Source organism: Bacillus sp. FSL W8-0519, assembly GCF_038005585.1.
Taxonomy (GTDB): Bacteria; Bacillota; Bacilli; order Bacillales; family Bacillaceae_G; genus Bacillus_A; species Bacillus_A paranthracis.
Genome location: NZ_JBBOTL010000001.1, coordinates 1,187,162 through 1,206,095 on the forward strand (window position 1 = coordinate 1,187,162; position 18,934 = coordinate 1,206,095).

Consider the following 18,934-nt stretch of genomic DNA (forward strand, 5'->3'; position numbering starts at 1 on the left):
TAGATAAAAAACGAATGTAATCATAAATAATCACTTACATATTTTGTGTTTTGAAGTGGAATTATATACAAAACTTATATTGCAGATTTAACGAGTTAAAAAGTTGCTAGTGATTTATAAAGGTGAAGTTCTTAATAAAAATGGGTAACACGTACAAGTACTTTTTAACGTAGTGGATAATTTTTTATATGTAATAATATTAGAAAATAAAGGGGATACAGGGACACTCGGAAGAAAATATGAATATGAAGAAGAGTAAAAGGCTTTCCAAAATAGAAGGCCTTTTACTCTTCTTTTTCAACTTTTTTCTTCGCGCTTTTCTTACATTCAGAGCATTTCGATTTACGAAAAGGCTTTGCAAAAAATAATAGAATGAAAAATAAAGCGAATATAATGCTAGCTGGGTTGTTCACGATCACAATGCTGCTATTTTTCATGTGAATCGTTGGTTGCATTTCTTTTTCTTTCATAGTGGACCTCCATATATTGGATTTTTATTTTAATTATAGCAAAGTTAATTGTCTTAATGATGCGAAATGAGGAAGTAGTTGTAAATATTTATAGGTAGTATAAATAGATTTTGTATAGGTTTATTATTATAAAAATAATATATTTTTATTTTATAATTTAAAAGGCAGTTGACAAATAATAAAGTATTGTAAAAAAGCGGAATCTGTAAGCCATTTCCTTTTCATAGATGCTAAAATTATACATGCAGCTGCTAATATAAATAGAAAAAAGGAGATAGTGGAATATGGAAAGTAAAGTAGAACGCTACGTCGAAAACTATGTTGTAAATAAAAATACAATGGCCTTACTTCCTGTAATTCTCAGTGAAAAGAAAATTGTTACGCGAGTTGTTGAAGTGCAAGACTCTTTTTTCGTATTTCAAAAGCCTTTAGATATTATAGAAAGAAGTTGCCGCAAGCATGGTTCTAGTTTTTTAGGCAGAAAAGAAGGAACGAAAGAGTTAACTCATATTACACATAAAGCTCCGATTGCGATTAGTCCAACAGATCAACTTTATTTTTTCCCTACCTATTCGTATTCTAGAAAAGAATGCGCGTGGTTGTCTCATTTTTATATTGAAAATAATAAAGAATTAAAAGATGGAAACCTTATTATCCGATTTATAAATGGCTTTGCTGTGAAGTTAGAGATATCGAAAACTAGTTTTGAAAATCAACAAAATCGTACTGCGAAATTGCGAACGGAGTATGAAGATCGTAGGAAAAAACAAGGGAATCCTTGCTTTAAAGAGGTTGATCAAAGGGATGAATCTAGATTAAAACCAGCATATGAGAGTGTGTATTTTGTTAGAGAAGAGGATGTGTAAAAGGATTTTAGAAGTAGTTTAAAATGTAGTATGGGGTCTTTTAATATATGCGTCTTTCCAAAAAAAGCATTTCGGAAAGACGCATATATTTTTCGGGAGAATATATATATATTTATAATATAATATTAAAAGAGATTATATCGATTTCAAATTATAGAATTAAAAAATAGAAAGTGGGTATTAATTATGAAAAAAGTTAATTATAATTTATATTTCAAGTATATGACTTCTAGCTTTGTTGTATTAGTAGTGGCGCTGCCTACACTGCGTAATATGTTATGGCCATAAACAAATGCAGTTCTGAAAAGGAGTTATATTGATAGCTCCTTTTTTTGTTGTATACTCGGCAAGATTTCTTATTCTGGGAGGGTTTTGATGAAAAATATCCATAGTTATAAAAAAGAAATAAATTTTATACTTATTTCTTTTTTATTGGTAGTTTATTTTTCGACTATTATTGTTAAATATCCAATGCTGGGAATTGAAGTAGAGAAGATAGATGGAAATTATCAAATAGTAGATTTGGATGATGATAAATGGGCTGCAAAACAAGGAATTAAGAGGGGAGATATTATAAAGAATTTAGATAGAGAACCCCCGGAATTCAATTCATCTGTAAACATGTTTTCTAGAGTGGAAAAGGTACAAACTATTCATGTTCAACAAGGTGAAACTGAAAGGAAATATAATGTAATGTATGAAAAGGGTGATAAACAATTTACATATCATTTGTTTATGCCGTTGTTATATTACTTAATATTTATTAGTAGTTGTCTATTTATAATAATTTATAACGGTAGAAAAAATAATAATTGGTCTAACTACTTGTTGCAATTCCTTACATTGTTTAGCCTGACATATATTAGCTCAATTGCCTATGGGAGAATGGATGTATTAGGTATGATTGTTATGTCAAGTAGCTTCAATTACTCCCTAGTGTTATTCCTATTATTTTTAAATGCGTATTTTAACAATAGGAATGAGTGGATTATCAATGCTAAAACCCTTAATTTTCTGCAAAAAACTGTAATTATTCTATTAATATCAACGAATGCACTGCGGTTTTTTTATAATAGATTAGGTTCATTAATAAACGGAATTACCTTTTTAATATTGTTATTTACTATAATGTTTCTCTTAGTGCGCTTTATTTTTCGGAATAAACAAAATGTAAAATTGGAGTTTATTAAAGCTATTATTATTAGTTTTTTGATTTCTTTAATACCGTTTATATTCTTTTTTGTTATTCCCAGCTTATTTTTAGGGAAAGAATTAATAGAATTTGAAATATCTATAATATTTTTCTTATTCATCCCAACTTATTTTTTTTATTTATTGATTTCAAGGGATTTATTTGATGTGAATTTTATCATTAGTAGACTTAAATATTACTTATTTATATCATTGATTGTTTCAGGATTAATATTGATAATGGAAATAATTGTTTTTGACAAGAAGTTTGAGTTGGAAAATGTATTAGATTTTATTCAAGTAAATATTGTTACTTTTATTTTTATTATTGTGAGTTATTATTTTAAAGACTATTTAGATTTTAAGTTTCGTAAGATCTTATATGATCATAAGAAAATTTATTCAAATAGTTTAAATAGATTTCTTCATCAAATGAAAAGTGAGTACAAACAATCTGATTTAATAAAAGTAATTAAACGAGAGTTTATAGACGTATTAGCAATAAAGGAAATAATTTTTCTACAAATTAATAATGTCAACCAAGAGATAGAACCTATTGAGGGAAAAGTGTCGCTAAATTATGAGGTGTTAAAAAAAGTAAAGTGGTGCGAATTCACAGTAGGATCCGTGATATGGATAGAAGGATATTTTATCGTTGTGGTTTCAGATTTAAATGCAAGTAAAGTAGTATTAATTTGTGATAGAGAGAGTTTAAGTATTGACGAAATTTTATGGTTGGAAACAATTTCAAATTATATCCATTTGCAATTTGAAGCTACTAAAAAGTTAGAAGATTTTATGGATGAAATATCTCATGAAAATTCAGAAAAAGAGTATGTCAATCGATTTGCTCGTTTATCTTTAATGATAAGTGAAAAGGAACGAGGGGATTTGTCTCGGGATATTCACGATGGCGTTTTACAAGATCAGTTACGTTTGTATCGAAAAATGGAAGGATATAAAGAATTATTTGTAGATGAAAAAGTAGTAGAAGTATTAAATGAAATCAAGGAGGAATTAATGGATCAAATATATATTGTTCGAGAAACATGCAACAATTTAAGACCTCCATTTCTAAAGGAGTTAGGTTTGCAACAATCACTTCAGCGATTGTTTAAAAAGATAAGTTTTGAGGCGAATTTTCATTTGCATTATGACATTCAAGAAAAGTTTAATATGAGAAATTTAGAGTATGAAAATGCTATATATAGAATTATACAAGAGTTGTTAAATAACGCATTAAAGCATTCGCAAGCTTCTGTTGTATATCTATATGTGTTCGAGGAAGCGGAATCGATTTATCTTGTATATAAAGATGACGGTATCGGAATGAAAACAAGTGCATTAACTGAATCCTATACAACCATGGGAATATCAGGGGTTGTTACTAGGGTGAAAAGCTTAAATGGAGAAATAAAAATAAACTCGAATATAGGTCAAGGATTAGAGATAGATATTAAATTTAATTAAAGACTATATGTGATTTGCAAAAAATTGTTAATAGGAGTATGAAAATGATAGAGGTTCTTATTATAGATGACCATATGGCTGTTGGAATGGGAACAAAGGCACTCATAGAAACAGAAGATATTTGTGCAGATGTTTTGTTTGACAGTGCTGAATATTTAAGTTGTATTACTAAAAAAAAATATGATGTTTATTTAGTGGATTTATTTATGCCTAATTTAAATGGGTTGGAAGTTACAAAGGGGATTTTAAAGCATGATCCGGATGCTGCTATAATAATTTATACAGGTTTTGACATAGAGCCGCATTTCAATCTACTTCTAGAAAATAATATTTCTGGAATTATCAGTAAGACGGCGTCTAAAGAACAGATGATAACTACGATTCGTTGCGCTAAACGAAAAGAAGTGGTTATTCCATTAGGCTTATTTAGGCAATTGCGAATTCAGCAGTTTTCAGCAAAATCATTGTTACAATCTGAAAAAACAAATGAACTTCCTATTACTTTAACTCAAAGAGAGCGAGAGATTTTAATTTTTGTACAGCAAGGAATGACTAATAAAAATATTGCACTAACGTTGAATTTAAGCCAACGTTCTATAGAATATACGTTAACGGAATTATTTAATAAGTTAAGAGTATCTTCTAGAGTAGAGGCTGTAGAGAAAGCAAAATCTCTTGGGATATTATCTAAAATTAATTTGTAATATATGTAATAAAAGATCAAAAATTTAGTTTGTTGAAATAACCTTCAATCACTTCTTTTTCTTTTTTACAAATTCACTCTTTTATTCCCTTTATTATGATGTAGAAAAGTAAATTTGTCTTTTTCCGAAAACTGTATTTCGGAAAAAGACAAGAAACTCTTCGTATGAAACTTGCATTGTTTTTAATATAGTTATGTATAGAAACCAAGATAAAGTAACTTGGTACATATTAAAAACGACGTTATGTCAGTTTAATTGGGGGAATTGTGATGAAAAAGAAACTATTTAAAGGTACAGCGTTAATGCTGTCAGCTGCAATTTTAGGTGGAAGTCTAGCAAATACAACTTCTGTAAGTGCGGCAGAAATTAATCCACCAACTTATTCATTAGAAGAGAAGGCTGAAATGGACAAAGCATTTAAGGTGTTAAGTGTTATTGAATCAATTCCTGATAGTGTATTAGCGGAAGGTAGTGATTCTGTAAATCAGTGGATGGCGGAAAATAATTATGATGGTTTATTCCAAGTTATGGATGCTGTCGAAAATGATGAAGCTGTAGCATATGGGGTAGCAGGTTGTGTTTCAGCTGTCGGGATTGCAGTGCTTTCTAATGTATTCTCAATTACTAAGCTTACAAAAATTAAAAGTGCATTACAAGCGCTAGGTGGGGCAAAAACATTTGTGAATAAATTGATTCCAGCATATAATGCTGCTAGAGCTAGTGGACAAAGTAAAAAAGCAGCTGCAACTTCTGCAGTGAAAAAAGCAGCAAGTGCAGCGGGACCAGAAGCTAAACAAGCGTTGCTAGAGTTCTTTGCTTTAGGAAGTATTTATTCTGCTTGTTTTGAATAATGATATAGGAGTGAAATATGACTATTATCAGTACGATTTTCTTCTTTAGTTTTTCAGTATTTTTTGTAATTCGTTACTTAAAATTAAAAAAGACATACGATTTATTAATGATATTTGTAAGCTTGTATGCAGGGATTATGAGTGTGGAATTAATAAGTTTAAGTACAACGGTATCATATGTTTTAGATACCATAGTTATTGTTCTAGTAATAATTTCTGTAATTCTTTTTCTTAAAGATAAAAAGAATCATTAAATTTTATTATTAAAATTATATTGAAGTTCAAAAAGAGTTTGACCCAAAAGTAGCTGAATAGCTACTCGGGTCAAACTCTTTTTTATTTATAGGGTGTATTGTTGATATAAAATAGCATTATGCACAGCAAATTTATTTTTGAAAAATACTGATTGTCACTATGTATATCATTCCTTTCTAAATATTGTCGAATATTGATAGATTATCATAGCATAATAATGAAGGAATTCTCATGAAAGGTATGGAAAATTAATAATTACATCTCCATATGTCGTATCTACCATTTCCTCTTCATATAGGCAATGATACAGTAGAGGTAGTACTTAGAGTAAAGGGGTAAAGTGTAGAATGGATTTTCAGACAATCAAAGAGTATTTTTCACCAGAAAATATGGATCATATTGTTGAAAGCTATAAAGCGTTCGGACCACTTCTTGGTATTGGGCTACCGATGATAGAGGCGCTAATTCCAGCATTGCCACTTATCGTATTTGTACTGGCGAATGCTGTTGCATTTGGATTTTGGCTCGGTTTTCTTTATTCTTGGCTTGGATCAGTAATGGGTGCCTTACTTGTCTTTTTCATAATCCGCCATTTTGGCCGAAGTCGTTTCTTTTCTTTTGTAAATAAGCATGAGAAAGTACGAAAGGCAATGGGGTGGATTGAAAGGAAAGGGTTCGCACCGATTTTCGTCATATTTTGTTTTCCGTTTACACCATCTGCGCTTATAAATGTTGTTGCTGGTCTATCTCGCATTAGTGTAAAACAGTTTGGCCTTGCGCTCGCGTTCGGAAAGCTTGTGATGATTTTTATTTTAACGTATATCGGTCATGATTTAATGTCATTTATTCATAATCCGGTGAAATCAGTCATTGTAGCAATTGGTATTTTTATTTTATGGTATGTCGGTAAGAAAATCGAAGTAAAGTTAGAACTACATTAAGAATAGTCTTCTTTGTAAAGGAAAGCTTCATTATTAAAGGATAAGGGGAGAAGCGGATGAAGAAAACTTTGAAAAAAGAAGGCATAGAGTGGATACGAACAATTTTAATTGGTGTATTATTAGCTGTATTTTTTCGAACGTTTTTCTTTTCAACGTACGTTGTAGAGGGGAAATCAATGATGCCGACATTGCAAGATGGCAATATGCTCGTTGTAAATAAGGTGAGTTATCAAGTGGGGGACTTGAATAGGTTTGATGTTGTTGTATTTCATGCGAACAAAAAAGAGGACTACGTAAAACGAATTATCGGTTTACCTGGGGATCATATTGAATATAAGCATGATAAACTATATATAAACGGACAATTCGTGGATGAACCTTATCTAGAGAAATATAAGAAAGAGATAAATGGACGACAACTAACAGGTGACTTTACGCTAGAAGAGTTAACGAAGGAAAAAACGGTGCCACCTGGATATATTTTTGTAGTAGGTGATAACCGCCTCGGGAGCTGGGATAGTAGACATTTTGGTTTTGTAAAAGCTGATACAGTTGTCGGTAAAGTTGATTTACGATATTGGCCAATTCAAGAGGTGCAAACGAATTTTTCAAAAGGTTGATATAATAGGTAGAAGTATAGAAAAAGACAAACTACTCCGTTTGTCTTTTTTCGTGTCCTATAATACAATTATAGTAGCAAACTAACGTTCGTTATGTAAGTGAAAGGTGGGGTTACATGTCACTTCGATTTGTGATTGGTAGAGCGGGAAGTGGAAAAAGTACACTTTGTTTACACGAAGTGCAAGAAGAGTTAAAGCAGCGTCCAAGAGGGGGAACAATATTATATCTTGTGCCAGAACAGATGACATTCCAAACGCAGCAGGCGTTAATTGGTAGTGAGGATGTTAGAGGTTCTATTCGGGCACAAGTTTTTAGTTTTTCACGATTAGCGTGGAAAGTATTGCAAGAAGTTGGCGGAGCGAGTCGTCTTCACATTGATGAAGCGGGCGTACATATGTTACTTCGTAAAATTGTAGAGTCTCGTAAAGATGGATTATCGGTATTCCAAAAAGCAGCGGAGCAAAATGGTTTCTTTGAACATCTTGGCAGTATGATTGCGGAGTTTAAACGATATAACGTGACGCCATCAAACGTATATGAAATGTGGCAACAATTAGATGCACATAGTAGCAGTGCTGAACAAAAGCTATTAGCGAATAAAGTGTATGACTTACAGTTATTATATGATGATTTTGAACGTGCTTTAATCGGAAAGTACTTAGATTCAGAAGACTATCTGCAATTGCTAGTGGAAAAGCTTCCGCAGTCTGAATATGTAAAGGGAGCTGAAATTTATATAGATGGCTTCCATTCGTTTTCACCGCAAGAACTAGAAATTGTAAGACAGCTTATGATTTGCGGTGCGAGAGTGACAATTACATTAACGATAGATGAAAAAACGTTAGCGCAGCCAGTAAATGAACTAGATTTATTTTATGAAACGACGTTAACGTATGAAAAAATAAAACAAGTAGCGCGTGAAGAGAAAATAGAAATTGAAAAAACGATTCCGCTTATGGAACAACCGCGTTTTCATTCTCCAGCATTAGCGCATTTAGAAGCTCATTATGAAGCGCGTCCGAATGAGAAATTTAACGGGGAAGCAAGTGTAACGATTCATACAGCCGCGAATTTACGAGCTGAAGTAGAAGGCGTTGCTCGTGAAATTCGTAGACTTGTGGCGGATGAAGACTATCGTTACCGAGATATTGCAGTTCTTCTTCGTAACGGAGAAAGTTATTACGATGTAATGCGGACTCTATTTACAGATTATAATATCCCGCACTTTATCGATGAAAAACGCCCGATGTCACATCATCCGTTAGTAGAATGCATTCGTTCTGCACTCGAGATTATTAGCGGGAATTGGCGTTATGATGCAGTATTTCGCTGCGTGAAAACAGAGCTTTTATATCCATTAGACGTAAGAAAAGAAACGATGCGCGAAGAGATGGATGAGTTTGAAAACTACTGTTTAGCGTACGGTGTACAAGGGAAAAGATGGACTTCTGAAGATCCGTGGATGTATCGCCGCTATCGTTCTCTTGACGATACGGACGGGATGATTACAGACAGTGAACGTGAAATGGAAGAGAAAATAAATCGATTGCGTGACGTTGTAAGAACGCCTGTTATTCGTATGCAAAAAAGACTGAAGCGTGCGGGAACGGTTATGCAAATGTGCGAAGCTGTTTACTTATTTTTAGAAGAGCTTGACGTTCCGAAAAAATTAGAAGCATTACGTATTCGTGCAGAAGAGAGCGGAGATTTCTTATTTGCGACAGATCATGAACAAGTATGGGAAGAAGTAATGAGTCTTCTTGATACGTTCGTTGAGATGCTTGGCGAAGAAAAAATGTCACTTTCTATGTTCACAGACGTTATGTCGACAGGTCTTGAGGCGCTTCAATTCGCAAACATTCCGCCGTCATTAGACCAAGTGTTAATTGCGAATATTGATCGTTCTAGATTATCAAATGTGAAAGCAACATTCGTCATTGGAGTGAATGAAGGTGTGATTCCAGCAGCACCGATGGATGAAGGTATGCTTTCTGATGAAGAAAGAGATGTTCTTAGCGCTGCAGGTATTGAACTCGCACCAACGACGAGACAAACTTTATTAGAAGAACAGTTTGTTATGTACCAAATGGTAACGAGAGCAACTGAGAAATTATACATTTCATGCCCGCTTGCAGATGAGGAAGGAAAGACGTTACTTGCTTCTAGCTTTATTAAGAAAATAAAAAGAATGTTCCCTGATGTGAAAGATACATTTATTACGAACGACGTAAATGATTTATCACGTTCGGAACAAATTTCATATGTAGCAACACCAGAAGTAACGTTGTCATATGTTATGCAGCAACTTCAAACGTGGAAGCGATATGGATTTGAAGGCAACTTAGACTTTTGGTGGGATGTATATAATTTCTACGTTACTTCAGATGAATGGAAGCAAAAAAGTAGCCGCGTATTATCAAGCTTATTCTACCGAAATCGTGCGCAAAAGCTAAGTACAGCTGTAAGTAGAGATTTATACGGAGATAAAATAAAAGGAAGCGTTTCTCGTATGGAATTATTTAACCGTTGTGCGTACGCTCATTTTGCGCAGCACGGTTTATCGTTAAGAGAGCGTGATATTTTCAAACTGGATGCGCCAGATATCGGAGAGCTCTTCCATGCAGCGCTGAAGAGAATTGCAGATAGGCTATTACGTGAAAATCGTACTTGGGCGGATTTATCAATAAAAGAGTGTGAGCATCTTTCTACTGTAGTAATAGAAGAAATCGCACCGTTATTACAAAGACAAATTTTATTAAGTTCAAACCGTCATTTCTATTTAAAACAAAAACTACAACAAATCATTTTCCGTACGTCAATCATTCTTCGTGAACATGCGAAGTCTAGCGGTTTCGTACCAGTTGATCTAGAAGTGCCATTTGGTATGGGCGGTACAGGATCACTTCAGCCAATGGAATTCTCGTTACCTAATGGTGTAAAGATGGAAGTAGTTGGCCGTATTGACCGTGTTGATAAGGCAGAAGATGAAAATGGAACATTCCTACGTATTATTGACTATAAATCAAGCTCAAAAGCGTTAGACTTAACGGAAGTGTATTACGGATTAGCACTTCAAATGTTAACGTATTTAGATGTTGTTACTTCAAATGCGCATACGTGGATGAAAAAAGGCGGCACGGCATCACCAGCTGGTGTATTGTATTTCCACATTCATAACCCAATTGTGGAGGTAAAAGGTGACGCATCTGAAGCAGAAATTGAAAAGGAAATTTTAAAGAAATTCAAAATGAAAGGTCTCGTACTAGGAGATGCTGACGTTGTTCGTTTAATGGATAACAAACTTTCAACAGGAAGCTCTGATATTATTTCTGCTGGTCTGAAAAAAGACGGTAGTTTTAGTGCGCGTTCAAGTATTGCTAGTGAACAAGAGTTTAACGTCCTGCAAAAATACGTACACCATACGTTTGAAAATATCGGGAAAGACATTACAGAAGGTGTGATCGATATTGCCCCTTACAAAAAAGGAAATAAAGCGGCGTGTACGTTCTGTAACTTCAAATCGGTTTGTCAGTTCGATGAATCACTTGAAGATAACCAATTCCGTACGCTAAAAGATATGAAAGATAGCGAAGCGATGGAGAAAATTAGAGAGGAGGTTGGCGGAGAATGATAGAAAATTGGCCTAAAAAACCAGAAGGTAGTCAGTGGACAGATGACCAGTGGAAAGCGGTTGTAGCGAACGGACGTGATATTTTAGTCGCAGCAGCAGCAGGATCAGGGAAAACAGCAGTATTAGTTGAACGTATTATTAAAAAGATTATAAATGAAGAAAACCCAGTCGATGTCGACCGCCTGCTCGTTGTAACATTTACGAATGCAGCGGCGCAAGAGATGAAAAACAGAATTGGGGAAGCATTAGAAAAAGTATTAATTGATGAGCCTGGCTCTCAGCACATCCGAAAGCAGCTGAGCTTATTAAATAAAGCTTCCATTTCAACGATCCATTCATTTTGTTTACAAGTTATTAGAGGATACTATTACATGCTTGATGTTGATCCTCGTTTCCGCATTGCCAATCAAACAGAAAATGAACTATTAAAAGAAGAAGTGCTAGATGACATATTAGAAGAAGAGTATGGGATAGAAGATAATGCGATATTCTTTGAACTCGTTGATCGTTATACGAGTGACCGCAGTGACGATGATTTACAACGTATGATTTTAGCGCTTCATACAGAATCAAGAGCGCATCCAAATCCGGAAAAATGGCTCGATAAATTAGTAGAAGCATATGACGTCGAAGGAAAGACAATTGAAGATTTAGTGTACGCCTCTTACTTATTAGAAGATGTGAAATTCCAGCTTGAAACAGCGGAACAGCATATTCGGAAAGCAACGGAACTCGCAATGCTTCCTGACGGTCCAGCGCCCCGTGTTGAAACACTGCAAGCGGATTTAGCTTTACTTGGAACGTTATCATCAGCTGCTCATGAGTCATGGACAAGCGTATATGAAGCGATGCAAAACGTATCGTGGCAAACATTAAAGCGTATTAAGAAAAGCGATTATAACGAGGATGTTGTAAAACAAGTAGACTCTCTTCGTAATAAAGCGAAAGATGAAGTGAAGAAATTACAAGAAGAGCTATTTAGTCGCAAACCTGAAAGTTTCTTACGAGATTTTCAAGATATGCATCCTGTATTAGAAAAACTCGTACAGCTTGTAAAAGTATTTACAGAGCGTTTCCAAGCGATGAAGCGAGATAAAGGAATGGTCGATTTCACAGATTTAGAGCATTTCTGTTTACAAATTTTAAGCGAACAAAGTGAAGAAGGTGAAATGAAGCCATCAGCTGTAGCACTTCAATATCGTAATAAATTTGCTGAAGTATTAGTCGATGAATATCAAGATACGAACTTCGTACAAGAATCGATTATTAAATTCGTAACGAAAGATTCTGAGAGTGAAGGAAACTTGTTTATGGTAGGTGACGTGAAACAGTCGATATATCGTTTCCGACTAGCAGAACCAGGATTATTCTTAGGAAAGTATAAACGCTTCACGCAAGAAGGATTAGGCGGCGGAATGAAAATTGACTTAGCGAAAAACTTCCGTAGTCGTCATGAAGTGTTAGCGGGTACAAACTTTATCTTCAAACAAATTATGGGCGAAGAAGTTGGGGAAATCGATTACGATGCTGACGCTGAATTAAAGCTAGGTGCTAGCTATCCAGAAGGTGAAGATGTAGCAGCTGAACTATTGTGCATTCAGCAAACAGAAGAAGAAGTAATAGACGGTGAAGAAGGTGCGGAAGTAGAAAAAGCACAGCTTGAAGCTCGTCTTATGGCGCAGCGCATTAAAGCGATGGTTGATTCAGGTTATGAAGTGTATGATCGTAAAACGGATAGTATGCGCCCTGTACAATACCGCGACTTCGTTATTTTACTTCGCTCCATGCCGTGGGCACCGCAAATTATGGAAGAGTTAAAATTGCAAGGAATTCCAGTATACGCTGATCTTGCGACTGGTTACTTTGAAGCGACAGAAGTAAATATTATGATGAACGTATTCCGCGTTATTGATAATCCGATGCAAGATATTCCGCTTGCAGCAGTACTTCGTTCCCCAATCGTTGGATTAAATGATGAAGAACTTGCAACGCTTCGTGCTCATGGGAAGAAAGGATCGTTTTATGAAGTAATGAGCTCATTCTTAAAAGGGGCACCGCTTGAAGAAGAAAAAGAACTACATGATAAATTAGAATGGTTCTACAACTTACTGCAAGGATGGCGTGAATTTGCGCGCCAACAGTCTCTTTCCGATTTAATTTGGAAAGTGTACGGTGAGACAGGTTATTATGACTTTGTCGGTGGTTTACCAGCTGGAAAGCAAAGGCAAGCAAACTTGCGTGTACTATATGACCGCGCAAGACAATATGAAGCAACATCGTTTAGAGGACTATTCCGCTTCTTACGCTTTATTGAGCGTATTTTAGAACGCGGTGATGATATGGGTACGGCGAGAGCTTTAGGTGAACAAGAAGATGTCGTTCGCATTATGACAATTCATAAAAGTAAAGGACTTGAGTTTCCAGTCGTATTTGTCGCTGGACTTGGTCGTCGCTTTAATACACAAGACTTAATGAAGCGTTTCTTACTGCATAAAGACTTCGGTTTCGGTTCGCAATTTATCGATCCTCGTAAACGAATTAAATATACGACATTATCACAACTTGCAATTAAGCGTAAAATGAAAATAGAATTAATTGCGGAAGAAATGCGCGTCTTATACGTAGCGTTAACACGTGCAAAAGAGAAGTTAATTTTAATTGGAACAGTTAAGGATGCAACTAAGGAAATGGAAAAATGGCTGGATGCGAGAGAGCATAGTGAATGGTTATTACCAGATCATATACGTGCCGGAGCGTCTTGCTACTTAGACTGGATTGCACCTTCATTATATAGGCACCGTGATAGTGAAATACTTCTTGAATTAGGACAAGGAAGTGTTCCAGATGAAATTTATGGGTATGACACTAGCTGGAAAGTAGAAGTTGTTGACGGTAACACGTTACTCGCGCCAGAACCGGTTCAAGAAGAGAAACAAGAATTGTTAGAAGCACTTCGTGAGAAAAAGGCCGTTCCCCTGCAAAGTGAACGGAAAGAAGAGGTGTACGATAGATTAATGTGGAAGTACGGATATGAGGAAGCGACATCTCATCGTGCGAAGCAATCTGTTACAGAAATAAAGAGAAATTATCAATCTGAAGAAGGTAGCGATAATGCCTTTATTAAAAAAATACGTGCACCAATTAGGACACGTCCTCGTTTTATGGAGAAAAAGGGATTAACATATGCAGAGCGCGGAACAGCAGTACATGCCGTTATGCAGCATGTTGATTTGAAGAAGCCGATTACAGAAGAAGTGATTCGGGAGCAAATTGCTGGAATGGTAAATAAAGAATTATTAACATTCGAGCAGGCGGAAGAAATTGCGATTGAAAAAGTAATTTCATTCTTTGATAGTGACCTAGGTAAAAGGGTATTAGCGGCGAAAAGTGTTGAGCGTGAAGTACCATTTACGATGATGCTTGCAGCAGAAGAAGCGTATCAAGATTGGCAAGGGCAGAGCGGGGAATCCATTCTTGTCCAAGGGGTTATTGACTGCATGATTGAAGAGGAAGATGGTATTACTTTAATCGACTTTAAAACGGATACGATTGAAGGGAAGTTCCCAGGTGGATTTGATCAAGCGAAACCAATTTTAGAAGAGCGATATAAAGTCCAGCTTTCGTTATATGCAAAAGCGCTTGAGAAAAGCTTACAACACCCTGTGAAAGAGAAATGTTTATACTTCTTTGATGGTAATCATGTTATAAAAGTTGAGGAATAGAGGGGCTTGCAAATGGTAACGGAAAAAACGTTAAGAACGTGTGAAAAAGGACATGAGTACTATAAAAGTAGCGATTGTCCAACTTGCCCAACCTGTGAGAAAGAGAGAACGCCAAAAGAAGGGTTTCTTTCCCTTCTTTCAGTGCCAGCAAGAAGGGCGCTAGAGCATCATGGAATTCACACTGTAGAAGAACTCTCAAAGTATAGTGAGAAAGAAGTTTTAAAACTGCATGGTATGGGACCTGCGTCGATGCCGAAGCTTAGAAAGGCTTTGGAGGAACAAGGATTATCATTTAAATAAAAAGAGTGCTATGCTCTTCTAGAAGAAATAGAAAAGAGTCCATCACGTTAGATGGACTCTTTTACTATCTACCTATAAAGAGTAATTACAGGGCAACTGTTTGATTAAGCTGTTCCAATCTGGTCTTGATCCGCCACATCAGAATCAAACGTATTTGTTGCACTAACACCGTTAAAAGTATTCACGACAAATCCAACATTGGAAGCTCCAGATCCATTATAAGCTTTCGTATTTTCTTTCGGAGAAACGTTATAAAAATCCCCTAAATTGAAAGAACCATTACTGTTTTGCACGACGAGATTTCCAACAACAGAAGGCATACCATCCACCTACTTTACTAAACTTTGTAATTACTATATGAATTATTGTGCGGAAGGTTCATCTGTAATATATTGGCGAATTTGCATAATACGAGAGTTATTAAAAACATAATCAACATTTCCAATTTGAAATCCACCAGAGTTTAAAAGTGTGCGCAATTCAACGTTATTCACTTCAATAAAAGGACATTCATTTACAATGTTTAATTTTATATCTGTCGTTCGTTTCGGGATTGTAATGTATTCATCTGTAAAGATTTCAAATGCATCTAAGCGACCTTCGTCTTTTATATAACAAGGGAATTCCCGGTGAACGGCAAGAGCTCTACTTTTTAATTCCATTTGATTGGCATCTCCAACTTGAAATACGGCAGCAATCCCTAACGAAACAATAGAAACATTTTGGACAATAGACACGTGATGTAACATAATTTCTCAGTCTCCTTAACCTGGAGTAGGAGGGACATCTGTTACTAATGGCACAAATGGACCCTCTGTAACAGTTTCAAACGGCGTATCAAGAATAGAAGATAGAATGAGGAAATTTGCATCCCCAATTAAAAAGAGTGCGGACGACGATACACCGTTCATTTTAATCTGTCCGACTTTGAACTCGCGGTTTACAACGTTAAGGTTCATACATACTTACTCCTTTCGGAAATTGCCCGGTATGTGTTGAATAAAAGAGAGGAAGGCTTTGTCGATATCATGTTTCATAGCTTGAATAATGATATCTCGTAAATAATCTGGATCTGTTGAAATCCCTTCATGTGATTGTGCTTGTGATAAATAATAAGGAAGTCTATGCTCCATCTGTTTCTTTATGTCGTCAACCATCATTTGTCGATACATTTCATCGAGCGGCGTTCTCTCTTCCTGTTCAAAATGGAGAATTCGATTATATGCTTCTTCATCTAAGTAACGATGCATTTCCTGAAGGATACCTTGGTAAAAGTCTGGGTTTGTATCTGTTTCAGGATTGACCTTCAAAGTTTCCGTGTCAACTTGAAAATCCTCAATTTGTTGTCCTTTTGTTGAAAATGGATTTAATCCAATATTTAAAGTGCCATTTAAATTTTCTACTTTTAATTGATCGAATTTATATTCCACTTTTCCTATAGAAGAGGAGGGGCGACTTTTTAATTCATTAAGCTCTTCTTGTAATTGACGAACTTGATCTTCTAAGTTAAGAATGGTCGCTTGTTGTGCTTGAAGAGCTTGTTGAAGTTGGTGTAAGTAAGTATATATATCTTGATTCATTTGTGAAACCTCCTTTTCAATAGGGAGGGTAAATATATTCCTACTATATATTTATGACAAGGATGTCTTAAGAAGAACTAGTTGATGGTTTGATAGAAATAATTTGTCCTTTCGCTTGTAATGGGCGAAGGGGTTCTGTAAATCCGCCAGTATTTGAGAATTTAGATAGGGCTTTAATACTTCCGGCAGTACCAATCTGGAATACAGAAGAGGTTGTAATGCTATCAATTTTAATACTGTTAATGATGATGCTTTGGTTTACATAAAAATTCAATACAATCGCCCCCTTTAAGTTGAACCAATTATCGCTTGATCAACAACATCTGAATCATTAACAGTCGTTGCGCTTTGATAATTGTAGACAGAAACGTTATCTCCAACATTAAAAGAGCCGGCCCCAGCGAAAGCGCGTGAATAACTAATAGGCCTAATCGCAAATACATCTCCAATATGAAAAATACCACTTGATCCAATATTAACGATACGAATATGTCCGACCATAGCTGGCATACAAAACACCTTTCGTTTTTAAAATTTTCTTTTCTACTATTGTATGGGCGTTTTTAATAAAATGTGTGTTTTTTTGAAATAAAAGAAACACACACGTTATTGTGTGTGTGTCGAGTGTTTGATTAGGGTGAAAATCCGTATGTACATGCCAAATTGCATTTAAGAGCCTGTCCAGTTCTTGGCTACAATCCACTGTTTTTTGAGAAGTCATTCCGTAGCGTTCAGCAAAATAAATCATTTTTTCACGTTTTTTTTCAATCGCTTGCTCAAACATTGAAATCGGCTCCATCTCTAAATGAAATTTTTAGTATATATGTAGTACATATTATACAAAAAAACATAAAAAAGAAATGCATTCGCTAAAAAAGTAAAATTTCTACATTTTATGCCAAATGATAAAGGAGTAACGAATCGGATATGAGAAGAATATTGTAAAAATTAGCGTGTATGAGAAGGTTTTTTTCTTACAGATGCGAATACAATTAAAAGGTATGAGTTTTAGGATGGAGAGTGGAAATGTTGCGTTTGGTAACGGCGAAAAAAGAAGAAAAGGTATTTGTAGGTATTGTGGATGAAGAAGAAGAAAAGGTATTGCACTTAAGAGAAGCGCAAAGGCAAAAGGGAGAAAAGGTTACAATCCCTATTACAATGTTAGAATGTATTGAAAGAGGAACCGAATGTGTTGAAAAAATGTGTGAAATTGTCAATTGGGCGAAGGAAAATGAAGGAACGGCGTATTACCCGTTAACTGAGGTGAAAATATTAGCACCAATTCCAAGGCCAAGAAAGAATATTCTTTGCGTTGGAAAAAATTATCGTGAGCATGCGATGGAAATGGGCGGCGTAGAGTCAATTCCAGAAAATATAATGATCTTTACGAAAGCACCAACGACAGTGATTGGAATGGATGAAAAAATTAATAGTCATCCCCACGCAACAAATGAATTAGACTATGAAGGGGAACTAGCTATCGTCATTGGTAAGCGAGGGAAACAAATAAAAAAAGAAAAAGCGCTTGAGCATGTTTTTGGTTATACCATTATAAATGATATAACTGCTCGCGATATTCAAAGGAAGCATAAGCAATTTTTCCTTGGAAAAAGTTTCGATACATTTTGTCCGATGGGACCGTATTTAATTCATAAATCGATGGTTAGTGCGCCAAATGCGTTACACATTGAAACGGTAGTAAATGGAGAAGTAAGACAAACTTCAAATACAAATAAAATGATTTTTTCAATAGAAGAAATCATTTCAACGATAAGTAAAGGAATGACATTAGAACCAGGAGATATTATTGCAACAGGAACCCCGGCTGGTGTTGGAAAAGGTTTCACACCACCGAAGTTTTTGCATGCCGGTGATGAAGTAGTTGTTACAGTAGAAGGAATTGGTACTTTGCGAAATGTAGTGAAGTGAAGAAAAGAGCTATCTTATTAATAAGATAGCTCTTTTCTATGGTCTTGGGTGATAGAGGTAATCGATAACGGAAAAAGTGTAAAGACCAATGACTGCAAGTGTACAAATGCCAAATAGTATAACCGTAAGTGCGCTTTTTTCGCGTCCAAAACCAATGATAGTAAGAATAACAGTAGTCCAAAATGATGCTTTCAGTAGTGTGAATGTAGTGGGAGTTGAGTAGTGACTAAGCGATGTTACGGAAAGTAGGAAGCCAAAGAATGTAACTAAAAGAAAAGTTGTAGCTAAATAGTTAATATGTTTGCCGTATCTTAATAACATATCGCACCTCCTTTATGAATTTAAAATACAGAAAATTACAATTTTATTTTAGTATAAATCAATATAAAATGAAAGAGGTTGT

18 protein-coding genes and 1 pseudogene are annotated in these 18,934 nt (G+C 35.2%); 10 read left to right on the forward strand and 9 right to left on the reverse strand.

What is annotated here, in order from left to right; genetic code table 11:
• Window positions 1-284: 284 nt before the first annotated feature.
• Window positions 285-470 (reverse strand): hypothetical protein, encoded by a 186-nt coding sequence (locus NST14_RS06160; RefSeq protein WP_000659564.1) that lies wholly within the window; start codon window positions 468-470, stop codon window positions 285-287.
• Between the two features lie 284 nt (window positions 471-754).
• On the opposite strand from NST14_RS06160, the gene NST14_RS06165 reads away from it, so the two are divergent.
• The 9 genes from NST14_RS06165 to NST14_RS06210 all read left to right on the forward strand — a co-directional run bounded on the left by NST14_RS06165 (window position 755) and on the right by NST14_RS06210 (window position 15,022).
• Complete coding sequence (locus NST14_RS06165) at window positions 755-1,336, forward strand: competence protein ComK (RefSeq protein WP_000444428.1); 582 nt, start codon at window positions 755-757, stop codon at window positions 1,334-1,336.
• Window positions 1,337-1,711: 375 nt separating this feature from the next.
• Window positions 1,712-3,997, forward strand: coding sequence for a sensor histidine kinase (locus tag NST14_RS06170; RefSeq protein ID WP_229142913.1), 2,286 nt, complete (start codon window positions 1,712-1,714; stop codon window positions 3,995-3,997).
• Between the two features lie 44 nt (window positions 3,998-4,041).
• On the forward strand, window positions 4,042-4,701 hold the full coding sequence (locus NST14_RS06175) for a response regulator transcription factor (RefSeq protein ID WP_000573661.1): 660 nt from the start codon (window positions 4,042-4,044) through the stop codon (window positions 4,699-4,701).
• Window positions 4,702-4,970: 269 nt separating this feature from the next.
• On the forward strand, window positions 4,971-5,552 hold the full coding sequence (locus NST14_RS06180) for a hypothetical protein (protein ID WP_000727686.1): 582 nt from the start codon (window positions 4,971-4,973) through the stop codon (window positions 5,550-5,552).
• A 602-nt stretch (window positions 5,553-6,154) separates the two neighbouring features.
• A complete protein-coding gene (locus tag NST14_RS06190; RefSeq protein ID WP_000347516.1) occupies window positions 6,155-6,748 on the forward strand; it encodes a TVP38/TMEM64 family protein in 594 nt (197 codons plus the stop codon).
• 56 nt (window positions 6,749-6,804) lie between these two features.
• Entirely contained in the window at window positions 6,805-7,368 is a 564-nt protein-coding gene (gene lepB, locus NST14_RS06195; RefSeq protein ID WP_000751900.1) for a signal peptidase I, read from the forward strand.
• A 116-nt stretch (window positions 7,369-7,484) separates the two neighbouring features.
• Window positions 7,485-11,000, forward strand: a complete 3,516-nt coding sequence (addB, locus tag NST14_RS06200; RefSeq protein ID WP_229142914.1) for a helicase-exonuclease AddAB subunit AddB — start codon at window positions 7,485-7,487, stop codon at window positions 10,998-11,000.
• The gene (gene addA / locus NST14_RS06205) at window positions 10,997-14,722 is read left to right on the forward strand and encodes a helicase-exonuclease AddAB subunit AddA (protein ID WP_229142915.1); all 3,726 of its coding nucleotides are present in this window, start codon (window positions 10,997-10,999) and stop codon (window positions 14,720-14,722) included. The genes addB and addA overlap by 4 nt, the downstream gene beginning before the upstream one ends.
• 12 nt (window positions 14,723-14,734) lie before the next feature.
• The gene (locus NST14_RS06210) at window positions 14,735-15,022 is read left to right on the forward strand and encodes an RNA polymerase alpha subunit C-terminal domain-containing protein (protein WP_000255721.1); all 288 of its coding nucleotides are present in this window, start codon (window positions 14,735-14,737) and stop codon (window positions 15,020-15,022) included.
• 104 nt (window positions 15,023-15,126) lie between these two features.
• Here NST14_RS06210 and gerPF read toward each other — a convergent pair whose 3' ends face one another.
• The 7 genes and pseudogenes from gerPF to NST14_RS06245 all read right to left on the reverse strand — a co-directional run.
• Entirely contained in the window at window positions 15,127-15,342 is a 216-nt protein-coding gene (gerPF, locus tag NST14_RS06215) for a spore germination protein GerPF (protein ID WP_001141566.1), read from the reverse strand.
• A 42-nt stretch (window positions 15,343-15,384) separates the two neighbouring features.
• Window positions 15,385-15,771: a spore germination protein GerPE gene (locus NST14_RS06220; RefSeq protein WP_229142916.1), complete on the reverse strand. Its 387-nt coding sequence runs from the start codon at window positions 15,769-15,771 to the stop codon at window positions 15,385-15,387.
• 15 nt (window positions 15,772-15,786) lie between these two features.
• The gene (gene gerPD / locus NST14_RS06225) at window positions 15,787-15,981 is read right to left on the reverse strand and encodes a spore germination protein GerPD (RefSeq protein WP_001052802.1); all 195 of its coding nucleotides are present in this window, start codon (window positions 15,979-15,981) and stop codon (window positions 15,787-15,789) included.
• Window positions 15,982-15,987: 6 nt separating this feature from the next.
• Window positions 15,988-16,602, reverse strand: a complete 615-nt coding sequence (gerPC, locus tag NST14_RS06230; protein ID WP_001070747.1) for a spore germination protein GerPC — start codon at window positions 16,600-16,602, stop codon at window positions 15,988-15,990.
• A gap of 67 nt (window positions 16,603-16,669) precedes the next feature.
• Complete coding sequence (gene gerPB, locus NST14_RS06235) at window positions 16,670-16,876, reverse strand: spore germination protein GerPB (protein WP_001012508.1); 207 nt, start codon at window positions 16,874-16,876, stop codon at window positions 16,670-16,672.
• Between the two features lie 14 nt (window positions 16,877-16,890).
• On the reverse strand, window positions 16,891-17,112 hold the full coding sequence (gene gerPA / locus NST14_RS06240) for a spore germination protein GerPA (RefSeq protein WP_001111188.1): 222 nt from the start codon (window positions 17,110-17,112) through the stop codon (window positions 16,891-16,893).
• A gap of 100 nt (window positions 17,113-17,212) precedes the next feature.
• Window positions 17,213-17,386, reverse strand: a pseudogene (locus NST14_RS06245) (aspartyl-phosphate phosphatase Spo0E family protein); the annotation flags it as partial.
• Between the two features lie 242 nt (window positions 17,387-17,628).
• Here NST14_RS06245 and NST14_RS06250 point away from each other — a divergent pair.
• Window positions 17,629-18,531, forward strand: coding sequence for a fumarylacetoacetate hydrolase family protein (locus NST14_RS06250; RefSeq protein WP_000945298.1), 903 nt, complete (start codon window positions 17,629-17,631; stop codon window positions 18,529-18,531).
• Window positions 18,532-18,567: 36 nt separating this feature from the next.
• Here the strand turns inward: NST14_RS06250 and NST14_RS06255 are convergent, their stop codons facing one another.
• Complete coding sequence (locus NST14_RS06255) at window positions 18,568-18,852, reverse strand: hypothetical protein (protein ID WP_000926868.1); 285 nt, start codon at window positions 18,850-18,852, stop codon at window positions 18,568-18,570.
• Between the last annotated feature and the right edge of the window lie 82 nt (window positions 18,853-18,934).